Here is a 24,120-nt window from a genome sequence, read left to right on the forward strand (position 1 = left end):
AGAATGCGGAGGAAACGCTGAGTTCTTCAGCGTCGTAGCTCAAGGGTGTCGTTTGAACCACGAGGCGAGGAAGAGTGCGGCAACGAGGGAGGATCCCGCTCCTGTCATGATGAGGATCAGGAGGCGATGTGCTCCGCGTCGGTCGCTATGGGGCGTTGGGCGAGGCATCAGCCGTGGTGCGGCTTTCTGCGCGCGAGGATATTTCGGGTTGTCCGGTCCGGCAGCGGTGCCGTCGTTCGTGAAGTTGAGTGCGTCGTAGGGGGCGATGATCCCCCAACCGAGGCGCTCCGATTTCTTCGCTGCATTGGGGCGCAGTGCAGTTGCCAGGATGCGGTACTTCCATTCGGGCACGGTTTCGGCGGGGTACGTGGATGCGACGAGGGCGGCCAGGCCCGCCACGTAGCCGGTGGCGTAGGAGGTCCTTGGAGCGTCGGGGGCGAGGATGCAGTCGCCGTAGCTCTTGTAGGTCGTGAGGACTTTGCTGCCCGGGGCGGCGACCTCGATATGTGTTCCTGCCACAACTTGGTCGCTGGGCAGTCCGTGCTCATCAACGGCGGTCACGGAGAGGACTTCAGGGTAGGCGGCCGGATAGCGAATGGTGTTCGTCTCTGATTGTTCCGTGGTCTCAGTGTTGCCCGCTGAGGCGACCACCAGGGAGCCCTTGTCCGTGGCATAGCGCACGGCGCTTTCCAATTCTGGGGAGGGTGTTGAGGAGGAGAGGGGGACGGTGATGATGACGGCGCCGCGGTCTGCGGCCCAGCGAATCCCTTCCGCAGTGACTCGGGAGTTGGGCCCTCGGCCTGCTTGGACTGTTTCCGAGTCGATGTTCTCATAGACGCGGACGGGCAGGATCTGCGAGTGGGGCGCCATGCCGACGACTCCTGAGCTTTCGATCTTCCTCGCCGCGATTTGGCCTGCGACTGCGGTTCCGTGTCCGGAATTGTCGATTCGTCCGTCGCTGTGGTCAATGAAGTCTGTGCCGGCGAGGACGGCGCCTTCAAGGAAGTGGGGGTTGGAGGCGTCGACACCGGAATCGACAACGGCGACGAGGACGTTGCCCTCGGATAATTGCCAGGCGTCGTTCATTCCCAGTTGTGCGATGAACGAGGGAGTCTGGGAGACGAGGGTGTGGTCGTTGAGGTTATCGACGCACGGGTCCTCTGCTGGCCCGGTGGGGGCATCTGCTTTCAGTCCAGTGGGAGTTCTCTGCGACGCCACAGTCGGAGCGTTCACTGTCGCCTCAGCGGGAGCGTCCGTTGCCGTCCCAAGCGGGGTGTCCTCCACTCTAAGCGGGGCATCCATTAGCGCCTTTGCCGGGGTTTCCTCCGCCCCAGCGGGAGCGTTCGCTGTCGCCTGAGCGGGAGTGTCCGACAGTGCCGCGTGTGTGACGCGCGGATAAGACGCGACACACGGGGAAGATAGGAGGATCGCCGAGAACATCACGGCGACGAGGCTGCGCCTGTGTCTTTTCATTGGACGCCCACGGTAGTCCACACCGCTTCGGCGGTCATATCTTCACCGGGCTCGACCAATTTCGTCCACGCCGAGGGAACGGACACGACATCTTTATCAGTCCATGACAGGCGGGCAATGGCGTCGGCGGGGTTTTCTCCTAAGCCGTGTGCTCTGCCGATGTCGGAGATGAACATGGTGGCACCCAGGGTTCCGCCCGAAGAGGCGCGGACGAGGGCTCCTGAGCCGCCTCGCACGGTGACGGAGCTAAGCGGCTCCGTTTTCCCTTCTGTTTGAGATCCGGTCTTCCCTTCTGTTTGAGAACCAGTTGGCACCTCCGTTGCAGAAGCGTTCGTTGTTGACGCAGCGCCACTGGCGGCGCGCCTGGCTTCCCGAGCGTTCATTGACAGCAGTTCAGTGCGGGCACCGGTAGCGGACAAGACGAGGTTTGCGCAGGGAACGGAATCGGTGTTGACGACCTCGTCAATGTTGATTGTCGAAGGCCAGTCGGCGGGGCCGAATGTTTCGTTCCCTCCAAGATCTTGAATATCGGCGATTGTGGCGCTTAGCGGGTTTCCGGCTTTCTGGTAGGCGTCGGAAAGCTCGTACATGCGGCGCGCGACGGATGACAGGGACGCGATGCGACCGTCCCCCGTGACGATGTAGGCGCGGCTGGGGCTTTTCTCCTTCGCTTCGTCCCGGACTTCAATAATGGTTCCGATTCGAGCCGATTTGAGGCGCTCGGGCATGTTTGTGGCGGGCTGGCCGGCATCATCAATGGAGAGGGGTGCCAGGTCTGATCCTTTGACGAAGAGGTCGAGCCATGCGGCTTCAACTTCGATAGGGGTGACTTGGTCGAGGCCGAGGGAGCGGGCAGGACCGAGGGTGCCTGTCGTGTCGAGCAGGTAGCGGGTTCCTCCACTAATGAGGTACTGGCGATTTGCGCTGGTGACGAGGGCTAAGCCTGCGTTTGAGGTTCCTTCGGGTTTACCGGCGACCCAGGTGTGGGTTCCGCCTTCGAGCGCACACGACATCCACTCATCGGAGTGGAGGGCCGAGGATGAGGGGATGTCATCGGGGATGCCGGTGATTCCGACTTGGGATCCTCGGGGGAGTCCTTCAATGGTCGAGGCCGAGACTCTGCTCGTCTTGTAGGAGCCTGCTTCAGATAGGAGCCTGGCGGAGGTGATGTTGGTGACGGGGCGCAAAGTCCCGTCAATCGTGTAGTAGCGGGCTCCACTTGATTTGATGACGATCATCGTTGAGTTCTCCCAGCCTTGGGGCAGGGTTGGGGAGAAACGCCCCATGACGGCGGCGACGATGAGGATGAGCGCCGCGATGACGGCACCGACGAGGAGGGGACGCAGGTTATTTGGCGCGTCGACTTCTTTCCCGCCGGGGGTTCCTGATGAGAATGCGGCGATGAGTCGACGCCGGTTGAAGCGCTGGGCCTCGAGAATGTCCTTATTTGAGGGCATCAGATCACTCCCCACACCAGGGTGGTCAGGGGCAGGATCGTCAGGAGGACGATGATGCTCAGGGCGTTGGCGGCGCGGGTGAGCCATGGGCGTGTGCGAGCGTTGACGACATTGGCGGCCAGGAGACAGGCGGCGACTGTGAGGGCCGCGATGACGATGCTGGGGACCATTGCGGGGTGGGAGCGGGCTGCGCCGAACATGGCACCCAGGGTGAGCAGCATCCCGGTGATGACGCCGATGAGGACTTCCAGGCGTGATCGTAGGGAGCGGGTGGTGAGCATGAGGGCGGCTCCGGAGCATCCGAGCAGAATGATCGCCTCGGGCGAGTTGAGCAGCATGGGGGCGAGGAATCCCAAGGAGATGGACACTCCCGTTTTGACGGCGACGACGAAGACTTGTGAGGTGGAGACCTTTCCGTGGACTTCGTAGATGTCGATTGGCGCCATTGAAGTGGGGCCCGTGACTTTGACGGGAACCTGAGCGAGGGCGAGCCAGGGGGCTGAGAGGGAGGTGATGAGGAGGAGGGCGAGGGCGAGTGAGGCGGTCTTCTCTACGGGGATCGTTGTGGAGGCTCCGATGACTCCGTTGAGGACCATCGTTGTTCCTAGGACGAGCGGCGCAGCCACGATGGCGCGCATACGTGAGGGGAGGACGAGGGCGGACGCTGCGGCGACGAGGATGCCGGCTCCTCCGGCTAGCCAAGTGATGGGCCGCCAGCCTCCTCCGACGAGGTTGAATCCGGCGGACATCATGAGCAGGGGTGCTGTGGCGAGTAGTGATACGGCTCCTGCGACGGAGGGGATCCTGATGATGATTGCGGAGGCGGCGACGACGAGGAGTGCTCCGATGATTCCGATTGCGGCACTGAGGTATCCGTGTTCAGGTCCGAGGGTGAGGAGGAGGGCTGCGACGAGGATGAGAGCTGCGGCTGCGTGGGAGGAGAGTTGGAGGGAGTCGGCGGGGGTCCATTCCTTTGAATCTTGGTCGACGCTGGAGCCGACTGCTTCTATGAGGTCGTCGTAACGCAGGTCTTTGGCGGATTGTCCGATGGGTTCTAGGGTGAGGAGCGCCCCGGCTTGGACGTTCTGGTCGGGTAGGGATTTCGACTGGTCGAGTTTTCGTCCTCCGGAGGTGATGATCTCGAATCCTCCTGAGACGCTGCTCGGGTCGAGTCGGCCCAGGGCTGAGACTATCCCGGGGATGGCTTCGGCTAGGCATACCGATTGGGGGATCGACATGTCGATGGTTTCTCCGGCATAGCTCACTGAGATTGGCATCAGGGCCGTGCCTGTTCGCGTCATCGTAGACATCGAGTCCTCCGCGTCCTTCACATGGTGCGAGTTTCCTGCTCATAGGCTAGTGCTTGTCGAAGCGAATGAAGAGTCTATGTCCTGAAGGCATCCTGTATGAGCTTCGGCGCGTCGTTTCGCCATTGAAAGGGCCGGGATGTAGTCGGGATATATGTGACCTGTAATGATTCTTACCTCGTTGACAACGGCACCATGACTCAATTCCTCGTCGGAACCGTGATCTCCTTGTCGGTAGCGTGATCCTGTTCGCCATAGTGGTGACCCTCGTCTTTCTGTTCCCGTTGGCGCTTTTGCCTGTCGGGGACTTGATCGATACGAGAAGGAAGCGTCAGGCTCGGTACGATGAGTTCTTCACTGTTCGATACGCTCGTTCTATTGGCAGGGTGGTCGTAGAGTCTCCTCTCGATCGAAGACTCCTCAATCAGTGGTGTTCACAGGGGAATAAGGGGGGGCAGGCGAGCTCGATGCTACATCGAGTTGTGGGACGTTGTGTCGCGGGTTGTCGCCGATGAGTTTCTTCGCAGAATTGGGAGGATCGGGTCGTACTGATCTCTTGGTGTGCACCGATGTGGAGGTGCTCCTTGTGAAAGACATGGATCTCCCCTTTTGGTGTGTGCCGAGATGTGGAAGTGTTGCTTGTGCGAGATGGTGAACTGCTCCTCTTGTCGTGGGCCGGTGATCATCGTGTGGGGCTCGCGTCGGAGCGGGTTTCATCCCTGAGCCTGGGTCCGGGCCCGTATCGTGAGCTGTCGTTTTCTCTGCCCACGAATGACCGGGGAATCCGTCGATATTTCGCCATGGGGTGCTGTTCTTTTCCCGTGAGTGTGCATACTGATCCGGGCGATGGACGGGCGGCGCTCTCTCGTTTAGGGTGAGACTTGCCAACAGCTCTGGGTGTGATCGGCATCCACTGTGCATCCCGCTATGGAGGAGAAGAATATGGCAGGTCAGATTTCTGCAGCCGAGGGAGCAATCCTTAAGGGTGCCGATACCGTGTCGGCGACTCGTGAAGATCTTAAGGCGCGTATTGCCGCCGTTGAGAGTCAGATGGCCTCTATTGGCTCCAACTGGACCGGTCCTGCGGCCACGGCGTTCCATGCTCTCATGGCTCGTTGGAACGAGGAAGCAAACAAGGTGAATAACGCCCTCGTTCAGTTTGAGGACAACCTGCGTTCCGCTCAGCGTGATTACGACGTTGCTGATCAGGAGCAAGAGAGTACATTCGCCAAGCTCGCGAGCCGTTTGGGCTGACCCCGGTAGTAGAAGTAGGTAGGAAGAACTCATGGATCTCAAAGTCAACTACGGATCGCTCAGCACGGCTTCCAGTGACCTCAACAGTGGAGCTACCGCTATCCAGTCCACCCTGGACAACATGGATGCGGAGCTTCAGCAGCTCCGATCCAACTGGGAAGGCGATGCTCAGGAGGCTTACCTGGTTGCGAAGCAGCAGTGGACCGAGGGCATGACCGGTATGCGCGATGTCCTCGCACAGATCTCCACCCTTGTTGAATCGGCGAATCAGTCGTATAGCTCGACTGATTCGGCGAATGCTGCTCGTTTCTCCTGAGGATTCGATAGGAGCATATGCTCCATCGCTGAGCTAGAGCCCCGTATCCGTTGTGGATACGGGGCTCGTTGGGTTTTGGGGTGTGGGGTTCGTTGGGTTTTGGGGTGTGGGGTTCGTTGGGTTTTGGGGTGCCTATCGAGTTTTGGTGGTTTTCACTAGTTCCCGCCTCCGGTTCCAGGTTTTCCGTTCTGTTCCTGTCGTGTGGCAGGTGGTTGTGCCGGGGAAAGGTGGAATAGGTGTTTTTCGCCGGTGTGTGCGTGGCGCGACGATCGCAGGAGAACCGAGCTCGTCTTGGCTCAGTGCTGCTCCTTGGCCAGGCGTGGCTGTTCCTTGGTGAGTTTCGGGTGTTCCTTGGCCAGCCTCGCTCCTTGGCTCAGTCTTTCTCAGAGTGAGCGGTGATGGTCAGGGTACGTTCTCCCATGATGAGGATCGTCCCGATGGGAACGGAGCGTTTCTGGCCGCGTGGAAGCTCGGTGACGCTGCCATCGGGGGTGCGAGCTTTCGTGCCGTTGGCGGAGAAGGCATCTTCAACCCAGACTCCGCTGTGGTTTGGGCCGAGTCGAAGATGCGTTCGGGAGAGGGAGCGGGTGGAGTCGCTGACTGTCACGAGGCGCGCCTTGGGGTCGTCGGAGCTTGGCGCTCGTCCGAGGACGAGGACGGAGTCGATGAGTTCTTGGCCCCCCGAATCTAGGACTGCCCAGATTTGGGGTTTTTGTGTTGGAACAGGCTGACTAGGTGTGGATGGGCTCGTGTGTGGAGGGGCTGGATGTTGCGTCGGGATTGGCGCGTGAGTTGTCGAGGATGCTGGACTGGAAGAAGTTGAGGCTTGGCTGGGGTTTGCACTGATCGGGTACGTCGGGGGTGCCGGGTGGTGGGCCGCGCTCAGCGGGCCGAGGGTGGCAGCAGCCCGGCTTGGGGCAGTGCCAGGCAGCTCCCGCGCTGAGCCACTTTGGCTTTGGGTAGCAGCACCCCAGCCCGGGGCAGCAGGACCCCAGCCGTGGGAACCCCCAGATTGTCCTCGCGCCGTGTCTTCTTGCCGGGAGACGACACCTGCGCGGCCTTGTGGGGCAGCAGGTACAGGCTTTGACATCTGAAACCCTCTTGATGCGGCGACGGCGGCAAAACCGCTGGGGGCTGCGCTGAAGGAGGGGTGTTGCGGGAGTGGCCTGTGCTGCTCGGGGGCGTGAGACGAGGTGCGGCCCGCTTGATGAGGGGCGGTTGAACGTTCGAGGGGCGTGGTGAGGTCGATTGATCGGGTGCCGGTGATTCGCTCCATCCATCCGCGCCCTTCACGGCATAGGAGGGCCGACAACACGAGCCCGATAAGGGTTAAGGCCATGAGGTAGTAGAGCAGCCCATAGGCTAAGCCTTTGCCCAGGCCGGGTGCTCTGGTTGAGTCTTGGGCGAGTAGCGCGGTTTTCGTGATGAATAGTCCGGGAGAGCGTCCTGTGATGGAAAGGATGAGTGCGCCCACGATGCTCAGTTGAAGGGACATGATGACGACGAGGATGAGGGATGGACGCCATATCCACAGTGCAGAGCAGATGACGAGGACGAGGAAGAAGTCGATGATGAAGGCAGTGAGCCTGGCTCCTGGTCGTGCTGGAGCGAAGTCTGTGGGGTCGTGTGAGGGGCGTTGTGTTTGAGCCGCTATCGCCGACACCGAGGGGACGTCTGCTGCTGAGCGCGCACCAGCCGAGGGAGTGGAGTGGGGTGGCCGAGCCGAGCGCGGCGAGGAAGACGAGTGCGGAGTGAACGCGGTCATGAGGCCACCTGTCGAATGAGAGTGAAGACTCCCGCTGCGTACACGGCTGCGGGCAGGAGAAGGATGAGGCTTAGGGATTCGCAGACATCGAGGATCCAGCCGATGAGGGCTGAGGGTTCTCGCACGGTGGCGATGAGGGCGATGGCAATGTACGCGCAGCCCAGAAGCAGAAGGATGAGGGCGCTGATATGCGTTCCGATTGCGTGTGTCACGAAAGAGGTGGTGAGTGCGGAAATGATCAATCCGAGCGCCCCGATCTGGGGAATGATTCGTGCGCTGTGTTCACGCCGATTACGGCCTGTGATGAGCAAGAGGAGTGAGGATGCCGCGATGACTCCGATGGCGGCGCGCCCCTCCCAGGTCTGGTGGTTCATCAGCGTGGCCAGGGAGGGGGCGGAGATCAGGATGAGCACTGTGCACGTGATGAGGAGGGTCTGCGTTCGGGCTGTGCCTTCGTTGATGGTTCGTTGAACGCGCGGCATGGTGATTTTCGAGGGCGCGGAGGGTTCGGGTCCTCTAAGGCGTCCGACCATTGTCGTGACCAGCGGCATGTCGAGGAGTTGTGTTTCTGGGATCCGGATCGCTAAGGAGGGGGTGAGTGTTGTCAGGAGTGCTCCGATGGCGACGATAAGGGGTGTGAGTGTGGTGAAGCTGATTTCGTAGTAGTTGGTGAGTGTTGAGATGGTGACGATTCCGGCCCAGATTCCGCAGGTCTGGGCTGCGAGGACGAAGTCGTAGATCACCCAGGCGCTCAGGCTGGCGAGTAGTGCCCACCAGGCGATGGCGAGCTGTGTTGCACTTGCCGCGAATTCGGTTTTGGCTGGGATCGCTGCTGTGGCTGTGAGGCCGAAGAATAGCGATAGTGCGAGGACGAACCAGGCGTGAGTGCGCACGCGCTCGCGGCTGATGGCTGCGGCGCAGATGAGGGCGCTGAGGATCGCAGTGAGCCAGCGTAGGGCTGTGGGTGGTTCCCACAAGCCGATGAGTGGAGCTACGAGGACGGAGCCTTCAGCGATGATGAGGAAGGAGAGGAGGAGGGTGGATGCCAGTGCTGAGGGGAACCAGGGGAGTTCGTTGAGTCGGGCTACTTGTGCGGCGATTTTGCGTGATTCTGTTTGCCGTGAGAGGGCGATGACGCTCCCGGAGGGCAGGTCGTGGCCAATGATGGCTCCGCCGTCCAGTTTTCTTCCGTCTGCGGTTGTCACATTGAGGGAGGGGTCGCTCAGATCGACTGTGATTGTCGCCATGAGTCCGGCGATGGTGGTCCCTGCTGGGACAGTGTAGTCGTGGGCACCGGTTTGGTCGATAACCGTTGTGCGGGCAAGCGACTGCACCATCTGCGCCTTCCTTATGTTCGTCGGGGGGGGTTGGTCTTAAAGGTCTTCGAAGGTCGGTCCCAATGTTCCTTGGGGTCGGTCCTTTATTCTCTCGTGAGGGGTGGTGGATTCCGAGGGCGTTCCCTCAACCCCCTGGATGCGGGTGGTGACACCTGAATCCCGGCGCTGGTGACACCTGCTCCTGGATGCGAGCGGTGACACCTGCACTCCGACGATAGTATGAGGCGGGCATATGGTGGTGCGCAGATCCATCAAGAGGGGGCTTCATGGATCAAATCAGTGCAGAGGACGTTGAGCAGACGGGCGCACCTGAATTGCCGTCCGGTCAGATCCCTGTGCAGGCTCCTCCGGATCGAGCTGAGCCGACGGGCATGGGGTCGATCCTCGCCACTGTCATTCCGATGATGGGCTCGATGGGCGTCATGGTGTTCATGGCGCTGTCCCAGGGGCAGAACACTCGGATGATGCTCATGGCCGGTGCGATGGTGATCGCCATGCTGTCGATGGTTGCTTTCAATATTTATCGGCAGGTGTCGGGGCACCGCGCGAAAGTCAATGGGCTTCGTCGCGAGTATTTGGCGTATTTGTCTGAGATGCGTCAAACGGTCCGAGCTGTCGCCTCGCGTCAGCGCAGCTACATTAATTGGCATTTGCCGGATCCGAATGCTTTGGTCCTGATCGCTGCTGAGGGGACTCGCCTGTGGGAACGGGAGGTCGGTTCTGAGCAACTCCTGAGTGTTCGTTTGGGGTCTTCGACTCAAGATCTTTCAATGGAGTTGGTTGAGCCGGAGCTTCCCCCTTTGGCTGACCCTGATGTGGTGTGTCATTCGGCGATGTCTCGTTTCCTCGCTGCGCATTCCACGGTCGACGATATGCCTTTCGGTGTCATGCTCGGCGAGTTCAGTCATGTTGAGATTTGCGGGGCGCGTGAGCAGACGAGCGCTCAGCTTCGCGCGATGATCGCTCATTTGACGACTTTCATTCCGCCGAATGCTCTGAGGATCGCCGTGTTAACGACTCCTGACAGGCTCAGTGAATGGGAGTGGGTCAAGTGGTTGCCTCATGCGAGGTCCTTAGCTCTCTGTGATGCTCTTGGCCCTGCGCGCATGGTGACAACGGATTTCGCGGAGTTGGAGGATCTTGTCGGTGAGGAGATCTCGACTCGTCCCGCATTCCGCTCCCGAGACGAGGCTTCGCCGTGGCCTCATCTGCTCTTGATTTGCGATGGGAAGACTCCTGCGGCTAATTCTCGGCTCGGCTCCATTGAAGGTGCCATCGGGGTCACTCTTGCCACCTTGAGTGACACCTGGGGGCCGATGACATCTCGTTCAACACTTCGTTTGATTATCCATCCGGTCGGTGTTGGGGATGAGTCAGGGGCCATGGAGGTCATCCTCATGGATCGTAATCCGGTTGTGGGTGTTGCTGACTCTATGGGGATTCTTCAGGCCGAGGCTATTGCCCGTCGTATGACCCGCTATTCGGAGGAGGAACGTCCCGAGGCCCAGTCGCCGGTGGGTCGTTCTGATCCCAAACGCCAACAGGATCTGATGGAGTTGCTCGATATTGGCGACATCCGTGATTTCGATCCGCAGCGTCAGTGGCTTCGCCGTGAGGGCCGTGAGCGTTTGCGCGTCCCCTTTGGGGTGACACCGGAGGGTATTCCGGTCTTCATTGATATTAAGGAGGCTGCTCAGCAGGGCATGGGTCCCCATGGGCTCCTGATCGGTGCCACGGGTTCGGGCAAGTCGGAGGTTTTACGCACGATCGTTTTGGCGATGGCGCTTACTCATTCGCCTGAACAGCTCAACTTCGTCCTCGTTGATTTCAAGGGGGGTGCGACTTTCGCGGGAATGTCTGAGCTTCCTCATGTTTCCGCGATGATCTCCAATCTTGAGTCGGAGTTGTCTCTTGTTGACCGGATGCAGGATGCGTTGCGCGGCGAAATGGTGCGGCGTCAAGAGGTTTTACGTCAGGCGGGTAACTATGCGAATGTCTCGGATTACGAGGCCGATCGCCTTGCCGGCAAGCATCAGGGGGAGCCTCTGCCTGCCCTTTTCATCATTCTGGACGAGTTCTCTGAGTTGTTGACCGCGAAGCCGGAGTTCATTGATCTTTTCGTCGCGATCGGCCGACTGGGGCGTTCGATTTCGATCCATTTGCTTCTCGCTTCGCAGCGTCTGGAGTCTGGGCGTTTGCGGGGCTTGGATTCGCATTTGTCGTATCGAATCGGCCTGAGGACTTTCTCCGCTTCGGAGTCGCGTGAGGTTTTGGGGGTTACGGACGCCTATGAGCTGCCCGCCTTCCCGGGGGTCGGCTATTTGAAGCCGGGTACGGATCAGATGATCCGCTTCCGCGCCTCGTATGTCGCGACTCCTCCGCCTGCTCGTAAGCTGTCTTCTTCTCGTGGTGGGGCTGTGGGCCGTCAAGCTCAGGCGATCAAGGTCCTTCCTTTCACGGTGGCTCCTGTGCTTCAACGTGAAGAGAATCCTGCGGACGATCCTCGAGGCGATGCTGTGGTTCTGCCCGGTGATGAGCAGTGGGAGGATATGACTGAGCTGGATATCGCGGTTGCGCGTATGGCGGGCACAGGCATCGAGGCTCATCAGGTGTGGCTCCCGCCCCTCGATGTGCCCGACACGATGGATTCTTTGATGCCGGATCTTGGCGTCGATCCTCGTTTGGGCTACGTGTCGAAGGAGTGGCGCGCGAAGGGGCGTTTGCGGGTGCCGTTGGGTGTTGTCGACTTGCCTCTTGAACAGCGCCGTGAGCTCCTCAAGTTCGACTTCTCCGGGGCGAATGGTCATATGGCGGTGGTGGGGGGACCGTTGAGCGGCAAATCGACTGCTTTGCGTTCCATCGTGATGGCTTTGTCGCTGACGCACACTCCGCAGGAGGTGCAGTTCTACATCTTGGATTTCGGTGGTGGAACATTCACTCCTTTCGAGGGGGCTGCGCATGTGGCCGCTGTTGTCACGCGCGACCGCGAGGAGACGATTAATCGCATGCTCTCGGAGTTGGAGGGCATTATTGCGGATCGTGAGAAGTATTTCCGGGAGAACCGGATCGATTCGATTGAGGCGTATCGGCGGGGGCGGGCGCAGGGGCGTTTCGATGATGGTTATGGAGATGTGTTCTTCGTCGTCGATGGTTGGGGGACTTTGAAGTCTGATTTCGAGGGCATGGATCTGCGTGTTCAGGAGATGCTTGCTCGTGCTTTGACTTTCGGTGTTCACCTGGTGGCTTCGGCGGCTCGGTGGATGGATTTGCGCCAGCAGGTCCGTGATCTTATCGGTTCGAGATTGGAATTGCGTTTGGGGGATGCCTCGGATTCGCAGATCGACCGGAAGATTCAGACTTCGATCCCTGAGGAGCGCCCTGGGCGCGGGCTTGATGTGGATGCGCATCATGTCCTTGTCGCTTTACCTCGTGCTGATGGGGTTCATGACTCGGTGGATTTGTCTGATGGTGTAAGCGCGGCTATTGAGAGGATTCGTTCGGCTGCGCCGATGGGTCCTGGGCCGAAATTACGTTTGCTTCCTTCGAAGGTGACGGTGGGTGAGCTTTTGGCGCTTCCTGTTAAGGACCCGGGTCCTTCGACAGCGCAGCCCTTGGTTTTGGGGGTGGAGGAGCGCCGTTTGGGTCCTCTCGTTTTCAACCCGCGTTCGCAGTCGCACTTGTATCTTTTCGGTGATTCAAAGTCGGGGAAGACGAATTTCTTGCGGAGCATCGCTCAAGAGGTGATGCGGACGAATTCGCCGAAGGAGGCGCAGCTTTTCCTCATCGATTTGCGTCGGACTCTCCTCGGGGAGCTCCCCGAGGATTTCTTGGCCGGCTATATGACGACGAAGAACGAGGCCGATCAGCAGTTGCGTGATTTGGCGAGATACCTTGGCACTCGTCTGCCCGGTGATCAGGTGACGACCGATCAGTTGCGTAATCGTTCGTGGTGGACTGGAGCGGAGGCTTGGGTTCTCGTTGATGATTATGATCTGGTGGCGACCGCTTCGGGCAATCCGCTTGCAGCTTTGCAGCCTTTAATGGCCCAAGCGCAGGATATTGGTTTGCATGTGATTGTGGCTCGCCGCATGGGCGGAGCTTCACGTGCGGCTTTTGAACCGGTGTTGCAGTCGATGGGTGAGCTGGGTGCGACGGGAATACTCTTGTCGGGAAGTCCCGATGAGGGGACGGTCCTTGGTCGCGTCAAGCCGGTGAAGTCCATTCCGGGACGCGCTCAGGTTGTTTCGCGTGATGCGGGGCTTTTACGGGCGCAGCTTGTGTGGACGGAGCCGAGTACCTGATTCGGGGTTCACTACGTGAGCCGGCGCTTTGAACCGTGGGGTGTGGGATCGTCTTGTCTGCTGTCCACTCGCTCGCTTAGCCTTGGGATGTCGTATTCATGAGGGAGTTCAGTGTGTTCTCTTCGCGTTTTTTGCGCTTGTGCGCATCTGCTGCTGTTAGCGTGGTCTTTTTGTCGACGGGGCTGACGGGCTGTTCGACGTACTACGCTTCGAAGCATTCCAAGGAGATTGATGCTCTGACCTACATCGGTGATGGCCTCAAATCCGATTACAAGATGAGGATCGAAGCTGCGCAGAATGAAGATGAGATGAAGGAGATCGTCGAGGAGGCTACTCGCGTCTCCAACGTGGTCGGCACTCCTATGCGTCCTTTTGACCTGCTTGGTGAGATGAGTGATTCAGATTTCATGCTGAACGAGGACGGGACGGTCACCGCTACAAATGAGAAGTTCCACGCTTTGATGTCGAATGCGACTCATTGGCGTCTCGGTGATCGGACGATGCATTTGTGTACGGATGAGACCTGCGAGTACTACTCCGAGTGGGATGTCTCCTATGTGATCGAGCATGGGGCACCTGAGCGTTATCGTTTCACGATCAATACGAATGGTGTGGAGTCTGATGATGCGGAGAACTATCGCGATCTCTTGGTCAAGAAATGAGTGTGGCGTGTGTGTGGCCTGTGGTGCTGCACTCGCGCGATGCGGCGCATGAGTTGACGGTGTGATGAGGAGGGCAAGGGGTGGATCTGTCTCGGCTCGGTTCGGTGCTGCTCACCCGCTGGGGCGCTGCCACTGATGTCGGGCCGGTGCGTTCCCGGAATGAGGATTCTTGGCTGGCTTCGCCTCCGCTTTTCGCTGTTGCCGATGGGATGGGCGGTCATGTGGGAGGGGCCTTGGCGTCCTCGACCGCTGTCCGCGTCCTTGAGGAGCGTTTGAGTGCGGATGCTCTTGGTGGGCGGCTGGCGGATCTTGTGGATCTGAGCGAGGGTGTTCGCCAGGCGGCTCAGGCGGTTGCTGCTCTGGCTGATCCGGAGGATCCGATGGCGGCTCCCGGTTCGACCTTGACGGGTGTTCTCGTTCTTGACACGGAGCAGGGGCCGTTTTGGTTGAGTTTTAATATTGGGGATTCGCGCACCTACATTGTGGGTGGGGATTCCATCCGTCAAGTGACTCGTGATCATTCCGCTGTTCAAGAGGCTCGCGACTTGGCGGAGTTGACGGGCGAGGAGCTCGTTTTCCCTCCTTCGAATGTCGTAACCCGCGCTTTGGGGGCGGGGATGGCTGTTGTGCCGGATGCGGATTATGCGCTTACGCCTCTTTTTCAGGGAGATTATGCGTTGATGTGCTCTGATGGGGTTCATGGTGTCCTTGACGATGAGATGATCGTGCAGATTGTCCGTTCGGGTGGGGAACCTCAACAGATCGCGAATGAGTTGGTTGATGCAGCGATCACTTCCGGTACTCGTGATAATGCGACTGCTGTTGTCGTTCATGCCTTGCGTGCGTCGCGGGCCGGTGATGCGTGTGAGGTGCATTCTCGTCAGATTCAGGCGGTGCGCCCGGCGTCAACGACGACTGTGCGTCGCGGCGTAAATTAAGAAATAGGAGAAGTGATGCTTCAGCTTGGGCGTTTTTCTGCCCGGGGTACAGGTGCCATTGTGGTCTGCGGGCCGCTGGGAATGTGCTGTGTTGAACCGGATCTGGCTGATTCTGCTGCTGATGTTGTGTGGGGGCACGCTGACATTGGCCAGTGGCTTTCCCAGATGGTGCATTTCGGCCGCAGTATTGTTTTCTTCGACCTTTCTGGAGTGCAGCCGTTTCTTACTGTGCTCGGTGGCGCGTGGGTGCGCGGCCTTTCTTCTGGCACTCAGGAGCTGCAGGCTTGGTCGGCGCCGATTTGGGCGTGGGCGGTGGATCCTGGGCAGTGGCAGATGCTGGAGGTCTGTGTTGGTGCTTCCTCCGATTGTGCTTCGGGTGAGTCGTGGGAGATGGTGGCCGAGGATCGGATGGATGCTGCCTGGGTGAGGATCGGTCGGGGCTTCGATGAGTGTGAGCGGCTTCCTTTGTCTCACGCTCTCGGACCTGCTTGTGCTGTGGGGCGTTCTTCTTCGGATGGGGGGAGTCCGTTGTCTGCTGAGCGTGAAGACCAGGCTCTTTCTCCTGTCGATGGTGCCCTTCCTGTGCCTGCGGATGTCGCCCTTCCTGTGGCTGTGCCGACTAATGGGGGAGTTGAAGAGGCCGGGCCGCTTTCTGCGCCCGGGGGTTTCCTTTGGGCTCCTGATCCGATTCCCGGTGCGGAGCCTGGGCTTGGGTCTGAGGCTGAGCTTGAGCCCACGCCCGCGCCTCAACCCGAGTCGGTGCCCGAGCCTATGGTGGTGCCTCAACTTGAGCCGCTGCACGAGCACATGCCGGTGGTTGAACCGGTGCCCGAGCCTGTGCCTCTAGTTGAATCCGCGCCTGAGCCCCTGCCTGTGCTTCAACCCGAGCCGGTGCAAGAGCCCTCCCCTGCATCTCAGCTTGCTCCGCTGCTTGGACCCGCGTCCCCGGCTGAGCCGGTCGTGAATCCTGAGGCCTTTGAGGCGACAATGACTCCTGAGATGCTCGCGCAGATGGGAGCGGCGAATGACGCGGAGGCGACAGTGTTGCGGCGTGTCGAGGGTAATTCCTCGCTCGGGCCGACGGCTTTCCTGCTTTATGGTGGCACTGCTCCCACGGAAGTCACTCGTGATGTTGTGATTGGCCGGGATCCTGATCCGCGGGCGATTTCTGGCCGTCCTGCGGCGAGGACCTTGCGCGTGGTGAGTCCGGCGACTGAGATTTCACGCTCGCATTGCGCTGTGATGGTGAGTGCCCCTGGGGTGTGGTCGCTCATGGATATGGGATCGGCTAATGGGACTCTGCTGCGGCACGGGGATGGTTCTTTTGAAGAAGTGACCCCTATGGTGATGTTTTCTCTGTCCGATGGCGATCTGATTGATGTCGGTGAGGGAACGACGATTGAGTTTAGGGTTCGATGACTGATTCTTCCTGGGTGGGCGCAGGCACGTGTTTGAGTGTCTGCGCCCACCCTTGTATTGAAGCAGGCCCTTGTATTGGGGGTGTCAGTAGGTTTTCTGGCTCTTAGTGATCGACCATCACCATCGGTCTGATTCTTGTGATGACAGGGGTGTGAGTTCGTGGGCGGAGCCGTGTTCTTGAGCTTTGTGTGTGGGGGAGTCGTGTGCGGGTGTTTCCTCGTCGATTCGCATGACCTCGTATCCGATGAGGCCAAAGGAGCGTTTCTTTTCGCTGCGCTCGTTTCGCCCTGTGTCGCTGGGAAGGATGGAGGGGCGTCCGAGCCTGTCGCGGCTTGATGGGGTTTGTGCTGAAGCTGTGTGTGCGTTTGCTGTGCGCGGGTTCGTGGCGGGGGAGTGTACTCCGTTGAGGTTTGTTGAGGCTGCGGCTTGTTGCATGGACAGCATTCCGGTTCCTCCGACTTGTGAGGTGAGTGCGGAGGCGCCTGGGGTTGTAATGGCGAGGGAGGAGACGCCGGAGACGGATGAGCGTGCTGCTGCTGCGCCGATTCCTGCACTTGTGCCGAGTCCGAGCATGCCTCCGAGGGCGGCGGTGGAGTGTCGGTGGTGGTCAGAGCCGGGGCCTGTGGAGTTTAGCCATTCGGCTGTTGAGCTTTGGCGTCGAAGGTCGATGAGGGCTTGTGGGTCGCGCGGTAGGTAGCCTGCGGTGGGGCCGTCGGGGGTCATCCTTTGGTTGACGGGGGTGTGGAGCAGGTCGTGGTGTGCGAGTTGTTCGGGGTCGTTGATGGGGTTACTGGGTGAGCCGGGCTGGCCGGCGGGGGGTCGTTTCCAGTTGGGTGCGGTTCCTCCGCTGAGGGGTGTGGTTGCTCGGGTCGTGAGGACGGCTCCTCCGACTGTTGCGGCTGCCAGGGAGTTTGTGTTGAAGGATGCGGAGGAGGCTACTGAGTGTGCGGTGGCGGTGTTTGCGCCGAAGGTACCGGAGCGTGTTCCTGTGGAGTCCTCGCCTTCAGTGGGGGCGGATTGGTCCTTAGGTGCAACAACATCTGTCAACTTGCGTATCTCAATGGCTTGTTCTGTGACTGCAGAGTTCATCTCCTCGAGGATGTGTTCGGCAATCTTGTCTCGCTCGACGCTGAGTTTGTCCTGAAGAATCCTGGCATAGAGCGTGCCCGTGAAGCACTCGCCATTGATCGTGACATAGGGCTGGCGGGCCCATTCATTGTATTCCGAGGCGGACATGAGGATCCCTTCGGCTTCGTTGATTCGACGTTCGCGGGCCCTCGCCATGGCACTGCGCGCCATATCGTGCAGGGCGATGCTCTCTTCGAGTCTTTCTTTTAACCCCTGGAGTTTGGAGGAATACTCGCCGAGCCATTCAGCGATGGCATCTGCGGTTTCTCCCGACAGCTGCGCGGTAGAGCTGAATGTGGCCAAAGCGTTTTCACATTCGCAGATCGAACGCCGAATGGTGTCAATCGAGTCGATCTCCGCCGAGTCATCGGTCTTGAGTTCGTCAAGGGCGAGGAGTCGAGTGTATGCGTCACTCATAAATCAGCCTCCATGCTGCAAGGGAAGAAAAGAAAAACCTGGACTATTTCCGGATGGAATCGTCCATTCCTGTGCTCGAGTAATCGGAAGGACGTGGTGTGGAAGGAGACGGCGTTGATGCGGACTGGGGTGAACCAGTGCTTGCTACTTGGGGGGCAGCGCTCTCAGGACCCACACTATGACCATAGGGCCGCGTCGGTTCATCGGGCTGCTCCTCGAGATTCCTAGCGAGATGCTCGACTGCCTCGGCGACGGAGCTCTCATTGTTTTCGACCGCCACTGCGCTTGCTCTAACTGATGCGATGAAAGAGTCAAGTTGGTCGCGCATGGTCGCCATTTCCCTTTCGAGATTCGAAAGGAAGAGGGAATAGCTCGAGGAGAACTCGCTCGGCCCGGCTTCTGTCCCCCACTTTTCGGGGCCTTGCTTGAGTAGGATATTGGTGGAGACATCCGTGGCCGTGGAGACCGCTGGGGAGCCTTCTGCATCAAGTGTATTGGCTGCAGCGATAATGCTTTCAGTATTGAATGTGCTTTCGGTGCCCATAGTGTTCCTTGAGGACGCTGGTGTGCATCTCCATGATTCGGGGACTAGTTGGGGAAGAGAAGTTGCGCTTCGTGGCAGAGTGTTTGCGTTTGTGTCGTGTGTCTATTTTTGTGGTGTGTGGTGGTGTCTGTTTGGTGGTGGTGTGGGTGGTGTGTTGGGGGCTCGGTGGTAGCGGGGGGATGTGCCGTAGGCGGTCTTGTGGGATGTGACGCTGACGAGGTTTGAGTTTGAGCCTCGGTAGATGTAGTGGGGATCTTTGATTCCGCGGTCTCCGGGTTCGATGAGGCCGTCGATGTAGTCGTTGTAGTACTCCTCGCTGGGCACCCACTCGGTGTTCTTGTGTAGGAGGGGGTTTTCATCGGGCAGGCTTGTGGGGTCTTCGGTGAGTAGGCCGCGGAGGTTGGCCAGTCCGTAGCCGTACCCGGGGTCCCATTCGACTCCGTCATCGCGGGCTGCTGTGCGGACGAGGGATTGGAGGATTTGCCTGTTCGTCGCTTCAGGCCACTTCTCCATCGCCAAAGCCAGGTAGCCAGATGTCAAAGCGGTTGCGACTGATGTTCCTTTAGTCTCGTGGTAGATTCTTCCGCTTGGGTAATCGCGGGTACTGACTGGGCCTCCATAGAGGGCAACGGTGGTTCCTTTTCCGTAGTTGGAGTAGTCGGCTCGGTTGCCGTGAATGTCTGTTGCGGCAACACCGACAGTCAGATTCGACGAAGCAAAAGAACCTTCATGGTCTTCTTGATTGTCATTGCCCATACCCCCGACAATGATGGCTCCATCCAAATCAGCCCGGGTCAATTCGTTGTCCATATTGGAGCGCATTGAGGCTATGACTGAGTAGGAGATAATGTCGGCGCCGTCATTGAGAGCAAGCGTCAGAATATTGTTGAGACTGGTGGAACATCTCCTCCCCTCTACAGTTTCTACAGTTGAATCTTCCCTGCCGATGGGGGTGGCGTAGTTGATGATTGTGGCTCCGGGGGCGATTCCGTAGTCGGGTGAGACGAGGAGGGAGGCCATTGCCGTCCCATGGAAGATGGAGTCTGGGGTGGGTGTGTAGGGGCAGGGGGTGACGGTGGTGATGTCGGCGCCTTGCAGTTCCGGTGCGGAAGTGTCGACCGGCCCGTCGATGAGGGCGATGGTGATGCCTTTGCCTGAGATGCCGAGTTCTTTGAGTGCTCCGAGGTTTAAAAGATCAACATAGGGCTGGGTCGTGATCGTGTCTTCAGCCCTGGCAGGAGGCGCGAAGGAGACGCTCACAAGAGCAACAAGTGCCATCAGGGGGACAAGACCCCGTGAAAACGAACGCCGACTCATATGTGCTCTTCCCCCTCCTGGGCGACACGCCTCATCCAAGGCCCCATGCTATCGAACACCAGACACTCTCGACACTCAGACCATGTTTACGCAGGACCATGCGACCGCTGCGATTCTCTCGCCTGTCGTACCGGTGGTCGCTTGGTGTCTGAGAACGCCCATTGTGGTCAATACCGATACCCCTTCTGCACAAAGGGGTACGTTCGCGCCAGCCCCCTGTTTCCCCTGTTGTGTGCTTGTGTCGTGTGTCTATTTTTGTGGTGTGTGGTGGTGTCTGTTTGGGGGTGGTGTGGGTGGTGTGTTGGGGGCTCGGTGGTAGCGGGGGGATGTACCATAAGCGGTCTTATGGGATGTTGTGCGGACGACTCCCGACTCTGAGCCTCGGTAGATGTAGTGGGGATCTTGGATCCAGTGGTCGATGGGGTCGATGAGGCCGTCGATGTAGTCGTTGTAGAAGTCTTCGCTGGGCACCCACTCATCGTTCTTGTGTAGGAGGGGGTTTTCGTCGGGCAGGTTTGTGGGGTCTTCGGTGAGTAGGCCGCGGAGGTTGGCCAGTCCGTAGCCGTACCCGGGGTCCCATTCGACTCCGTCACCGCGGACAGCGGTGCGGACGAGGGACTGGAGGATTTGCCTGTTCGTCGCTTCAGGCCACTTCTCCATCGCCAAAGCCAGGTAACCAGACATGAGTGCCGTCGATATAGAGGTTCCGGTACCTTCGTGGTTGATCTTTCCCGTCGCGTAGTTGCGGGTACTGACCGGGCCCCCATAGAGGGCAACGGTGGTTCCTTTTCCGTAGTTGGAATAGTCGGCTCGGTTGCCGTGAATGTCTGTTGCGGCAACACCGACAGTCAGATTCGCCGAAGCAAAAGAGGTGGGATCGTCCTCTCGATTGTCATTGCCCATACCCCCGACAATGATGGCTCCATCCAAATCAGCGCGCGTCAACGCAGGGTCCATCCCTACCCTTGATGAAGCCGTGACGGAGTAGGAGATAATATCTGCCCCATCATCGAGAGCGCGTATCATTGCCAGATCAAAAGAAAAACGGCAAGTGGGGTCTAGCACAGTATCTTCGCCTGTAAAAGGAACGGCGTAGTTGATGATTGTGGCTCCGGGGGCGATTCCGTAGTCGGGTGAGACGAGGAGGGAGGCCATTGCCGTCGCGTGGGATGTTGAGTCTGGGGCTGGAATAAGGGGGCAGGGGGTGACGGTGGTGATGTCGGCGCCTTGCAGTTCCGGCGCGGATGTATCGACCGGTCCGTCGATGAGGGCGATGGTGATGCCTTTGCCTGAGATGCCGAGTTCTTTGAGCGCTCCAAGGTTAAGAAGGTCAACATAGGGCTGGGTCGTGATCGTGTCTTCAGCCCTGGCAGGAGGCGCGAAGGAGACGCTCACAAGAGCAACAAGTGCCATCAGGGGGACAAGACCCCGTGAAAACGAACGCCGACTCATATGTGCTCTTCCCCCTCCTGGGCGACACGCCTCATCCAAGGCCCCATGCTATCGAAGAGACGACACGCTTACTGAAACCATGCACATCCACCCAGAGGGGGCACCGAAAGAAGAATTACTACCATGCGGCGGGCCAGAAGCCTCCACATATTCTCACTTATCCTTCAAAGCCTCCTCACGCTCAATTCTGACGGTGTCCGACGTTCAATGAATCCCTCTTCGCTGAGGCACCCAGTCAAGCTCTTCGCAGCAAATGAGTAGAAAAGACAGCTACAAGGATGAAGGTGATAATAAAGATAAGAGTACCTCAGTTGAAATGCTATGAATGGATCATTGTTCTCAGTCTCCCCGGATGATTCGAGAATTGCTGTGCTGTAATCGCGCATTGTTGACGGAGGTTGTAATATGGTTGTAAGCTTCTCCGAAACCGAGCGCACTACCGCTTTCCGTCACATATTTTCTAAAAGCAGTACGTTTTTCGGGGCTCATCTGATCGTAAGGTAAAACTTCGCCGTTAGCTTCGGTGAGGGCAGCTATTTGCGCACTATCACTTTCCCTTTGAGAAGATAAGAAGCTTTTGAAGGTGTCGCTTGTGGAGATCTGCTGGCAAAGCGAGTCTTTCATGTATTCCGCGACCAAATCCTCACTCTTTATTCTCTCCGTATTGTTGTTCTGGTTAGTTGGAAGAATGTTGTCAACGAGTTTGTTCGTCACTGAATTGTCAACTGCATATTTGATCCAACCCTTGGCGGGCATGGCGCCGATACCATCACCAATGAGATCCTTCCAATGTTCGTTGCGAGCATTCAGGGCATCAAGTGCTTGAGATGTGGCATCGCTAGGAGCGGTGAACAAGGCTTCCATGAGCGGAGACCAGGTGTCGATGACCTCATCGATTGATAGTCTGCTATCCCCCGAGATGGTTCCATTGAGGCTCGTATGAAACCCGCTCGCCGCTGCGAGGCGGAGAGTATCTATCGCTGGAGCACGACCGCCCTTGTAGAAGTCATCTCTTTTATCGTCCGGCGTGCCGTTGTCGTCTAGCTCAGGGGCATCGAAGCCCAGATCAGTGAAGAAACCGTGTTTTCCGAGAAGACGGTCCCGCATCGCAGAGTTGAAAGTGATGTGGTTGTGCCCATCAGTGCTGAGGGCGATCCCATCGGTCGCGTAGACAGTTTCGAAAGACTGGGCGATCCCAGCAACGTGGGGAGCCAGAATTGAGCCTGCCCAGGATCGCAGCGGAGCGTTCGTATAACCGAAGATATCCTGACCGTTAACTTGGTCAGTAGCGGAGAACAAAGTGTGATCATGGTTGATATCAAGGGCATCTTGATAGCCGAACATGAAGTTCGCTGCGATGCGTGCTGCGCGGGCATCCCGATCTTGCCATTCGCGTCTATTCTCTTCACCGTCACAGACCGTTTCTCTCGGGAAAGGTTCGGGTTTCGATGCCTGATCGAGAACCCGTCCGAATTGTTCGCCTCCGTCCTGGAAACCGTAGTAGCTGTTTGAGCCTGACGCAGTGCGGCCACCGGTGAGGTAACGGGTCATGTTGCGCGGATGATCAGATTCATCGACTATTCCGTCATGGTTGACATCCATGCCTTCAGGTGTGTCAGAGGCAAGGAAAGTTTGTACTGCGTCGAGGCGCTGGCGCTCAGCGTCAAGCAGTGGATGAGCCGCCTTCTCAAGATCAAGATTCGTGGGTCGGTCCATCAGCGTGTACATGGCGTGCATGGGATCAAGCATCGTCGTGGACGCAGGATCTTGGAACAAATGAAGCTCATCTTCATACCCTTGAAACGACTTCCACCTGGGGTTTTCTGCGTCCCAGGCGACAATGTCTTGAGCGAGGGAGCGTCCATTAGTGGGCTCTTCGAAAAAAGCAGGACCAAGAGCGAGATTAGTGTTCGCCGCCCCCGCCATCCCCATGGTCTGGCACAAGATCTCATAGCCGAAGACCGCAGTTGGTGAAGGCTGGTCAAGAGTCGTTTGGTGGAGGTGAAAAGGGGTCCGTCCGGCTTGTTTCAAGCTTTCGACGTAGTGGCGTGTGTGCTCGTGCAGTGCGAGGCCTTTCTCAGTGGTGAGTCCACCTAGGGCGGATGCGAAAGACGTGGCGGTCTGCGGGTCACTCGTGTTGATGCCACCCATGGCCAGTACGCTCGCTGCTCCAAGTGCCAATAGCAGAGAATGGCGAGTGCTCTCTTCAACAAGAGGATAGGAAGCGACATAGGCACTGAATGCGAGGAACTGTTCGGCAGAGACCCTTTCCGAGAGAGCACGAGCGATGAAAGGGTTTGACAAAAGATCAGCATAGCGCTGAGCAAAATCCTCGAGCTGCTTCCCCTTCGGGAACTCAGTGTTGAGATACCGAGCCATCTCAGGGACGATCGTTTGCGCATACTCCCATTCGGCCTGGCCATCAACCAGAGGAATGTCGTTGAAAAGCTGGGCACCGATCTGCGCACGTGACGTGCAATGGGAGTCGTCAATCACCGTATTCTGTGCCGCGATAAGAGCTAGTGCGGCATAGAGAGCTTCAGTATCAAGCTTTTCGAGTGTCGTGCGGTACTCCCGTAGAACATCGGCTTGAACGCAATCGCGTTCCGAGGCTGCATTCTCGACGCGCCGTTGCAACTCGAGCTTGCTCATGGGAGACGCGGAACTGCTGAGCGACTCAGCTTCAGCATTCACAGATGCAATCGTGTGTGCGTATTCTGCGCTGGCCTCGTCATAGCGTTCCCACAGAGCCGGGATCGTGGAGGTAATCGCAGTACCAAGGGCATCCGCCCAAGTGGCCAGAGCCGAAGACGCAGGTGAGAAACTCTCAGCAAGTTCGCGCGCATGTTGGCCAAGGGTAAGGATCGAATCCGTGTAAGCATCCGCAGAATCCCCCACCCATCCGGGAACACTGCTGCTCTGATGCGAGGCGACCTGTGTGCCGACGATTGCGCTGGCAACGGTGCGCAGCTCCTCTGAGAGGGCGTTCGCTGCGCTGCGCGTGTCCGCAGGCAAAGGCATAACATCTGATCC

16 protein-coding genes are annotated in these 24,120 nt (G+C 58.6%); 6 read left to right on the forward strand and 10 right to left on the reverse strand.

Annotated features, from left to right (window positions below):
- Window positions 1-39 precede the first annotated feature (39 nt).
- The 3 genes from JFX23_RS03220 to eccD all read right to left on the reverse strand — a co-directional run bounded on the left by JFX23_RS03220 (window position 40) and on the right by eccD (window position 4,240).
- Complete coding sequence (locus tag JFX23_RS03220) at window positions 40-1,218, reverse strand: S8 family serine peptidase (protein WP_198775702.1); 1,179 nt, start codon at window positions 1,216-1,218, stop codon at window positions 40-42.
- Between the two features lie 251 nt (window positions 1,219-1,469).
- Window positions 1,470-2,930: a type VII secretion protein EccB gene (gene eccB / locus JFX23_RS03225; RefSeq protein ID WP_198775703.1), complete on the reverse strand. Its 1,461-nt coding sequence runs from the start codon at window positions 2,928-2,930 to the stop codon at window positions 1,470-1,472.
- Window positions 2,930-4,240, reverse strand: a complete 1,311-nt coding sequence (gene eccD, locus JFX23_RS03230) for a type VII secretion integral membrane protein EccD (RefSeq protein WP_198775704.1) — start codon at window positions 4,238-4,240, stop codon at window positions 2,930-2,932. Before eccD ends, eccB begins: the two co-directional genes overlap by 1 nt.
- A 939-nt stretch (window positions 4,241-5,179) precedes the next feature.
- Between eccD and JFX23_RS03235 the strand changes: the two genes are divergently transcribed.
- Both JFX23_RS03235 and JFX23_RS03240 read left to right on the forward strand, forming a co-directional pair.
- Complete coding sequence (locus JFX23_RS03235) at window positions 5,180-5,491, forward strand: WXG100 family type VII secretion target (RefSeq protein WP_198775705.1); 312 nt, start codon at window positions 5,180-5,182, stop codon at window positions 5,489-5,491.
- Between the two features lie 31 nt (window positions 5,492-5,522).
- The gene (locus JFX23_RS03240; protein WP_005963298.1) at window positions 5,523-5,807 is read left to right on the forward strand and encodes a WXG100 family type VII secretion target; all 285 of its coding nucleotides are present in this window, start codon (window positions 5,523-5,525) and stop codon (window positions 5,805-5,807) included.
- A gap of 373 nt (window positions 5,808-6,180) precedes the next feature.
- Here the strand turns inward: JFX23_RS03240 and JFX23_RS03245 are convergent, their stop codons facing one another.
- On the reverse strand, window positions 6,181-7,572 hold the full coding sequence (locus JFX23_RS03245; RefSeq protein ID WP_198775706.1) for a hypothetical protein: 1,392 nt from the start codon (window positions 7,570-7,572) through the stop codon (window positions 6,181-6,183).
- Window positions 7,569-8,909 (reverse strand): hypothetical protein, encoded by a 1,341-nt coding sequence (locus tag JFX23_RS03250; protein ID WP_198775707.1) that lies wholly within the window; start codon window positions 8,907-8,909, stop codon window positions 7,569-7,571. Before JFX23_RS03250 ends, JFX23_RS03245 begins: the two co-directional genes overlap by 4 nt.
- Window positions 8,910-9,175: 266 nt before the next feature.
- Between JFX23_RS03250 and eccCa the strand changes: the two genes are divergently transcribed.
- The 4 genes from eccCa (at window position 9,176) to JFX23_RS03270 (ending at window position 16,229) form a co-directional block, all read left to right on the forward strand.
- A complete protein-coding gene (gene eccCa / locus JFX23_RS03255; protein WP_198775708.1) occupies window positions 9,176-13,210 on the forward strand; it encodes a type VII secretion protein EccCa in 4,035 nt (1,344 codons plus the stop codon).
- A 98-nt stretch (window positions 13,211-13,308) separates the two neighbouring features.
- Window positions 13,309-13,872, forward strand: coding sequence for a GA module-containing protein (locus JFX23_RS03260; protein ID WP_198775709.1), 564 nt, complete (start codon window positions 13,309-13,311; stop codon window positions 13,870-13,872).
- Window positions 13,873-13,952: 80 nt separating this feature from the next.
- A complete protein-coding gene (locus tag JFX23_RS03265; RefSeq protein WP_198775710.1) occupies window positions 13,953-14,810 on the forward strand; it encodes a PP2C family protein-serine/threonine phosphatase in 858 nt (285 codons plus the stop codon).
- 15 nt (window positions 14,811-14,825) lie between these two features.
- Window positions 14,826-16,229: an FHA domain-containing protein gene (locus JFX23_RS03270; RefSeq protein WP_198775711.1), complete on the forward strand. Its 1,404-nt coding sequence runs from the start codon at window positions 14,826-14,828 to the stop codon at window positions 16,227-16,229.
- Between the two features lie 117 nt (window positions 16,230-16,346).
- Here JFX23_RS03270 and JFX23_RS03275 read toward each other — a convergent pair whose 3' ends face one another.
- From JFX23_RS03275 to JFX23_RS03295, 5 genes are all read right to left on the reverse strand, one after another.
- Window positions 16,347-17,774 (reverse strand): hypothetical protein, encoded by a 1,428-nt coding sequence (locus JFX23_RS03275; protein WP_198775712.1) that lies wholly within the window; start codon window positions 17,772-17,774, stop codon window positions 16,347-16,349.
- Between the two features lie 43 nt (window positions 17,775-17,817).
- Window positions 17,818-18,318, reverse strand: a complete 501-nt coding sequence (locus JFX23_RS03280; protein ID WP_198775713.1) for a hypothetical protein — start codon at window positions 18,316-18,318, stop codon at window positions 17,818-17,820.
- A gap of 102 nt (window positions 18,319-18,420) precedes the next feature.
- Window positions 18,421-19,596, reverse strand: a complete 1,176-nt coding sequence (locus JFX23_RS03285; RefSeq protein WP_198775714.1) for a S8 family peptidase — start codon at window positions 19,594-19,596, stop codon at window positions 18,421-18,423.
- A gap of 288 nt (window positions 19,597-19,884) precedes the next feature.
- On the reverse strand, window positions 19,885-21,048 hold the full coding sequence (locus JFX23_RS03290; RefSeq protein ID WP_198775715.1) for a S8 family peptidase: 1,164 nt from the start codon (window positions 21,046-21,048) through the stop codon (window positions 19,885-19,887).
- Between the two features lie 378 nt (window positions 21,049-21,426).
- Window positions 21,427-24,108, reverse strand: coding sequence for a hypothetical protein (locus JFX23_RS03295; protein ID WP_198775716.1), 2,682 nt, complete (start codon window positions 24,106-24,108; stop codon window positions 21,427-21,429).
- Window positions 24,109-24,120 lie beyond the last annotated feature (12 nt).

This window comes from Schaalia cardiffensis, assembly GCF_016405145.1.
In the GTDB taxonomy this organism is placed as follows: domain Bacteria; phylum Actinomycetota; class Actinomycetes; order Actinomycetales; family Actinomycetaceae; genus Pauljensenia; species Pauljensenia cardiffensis.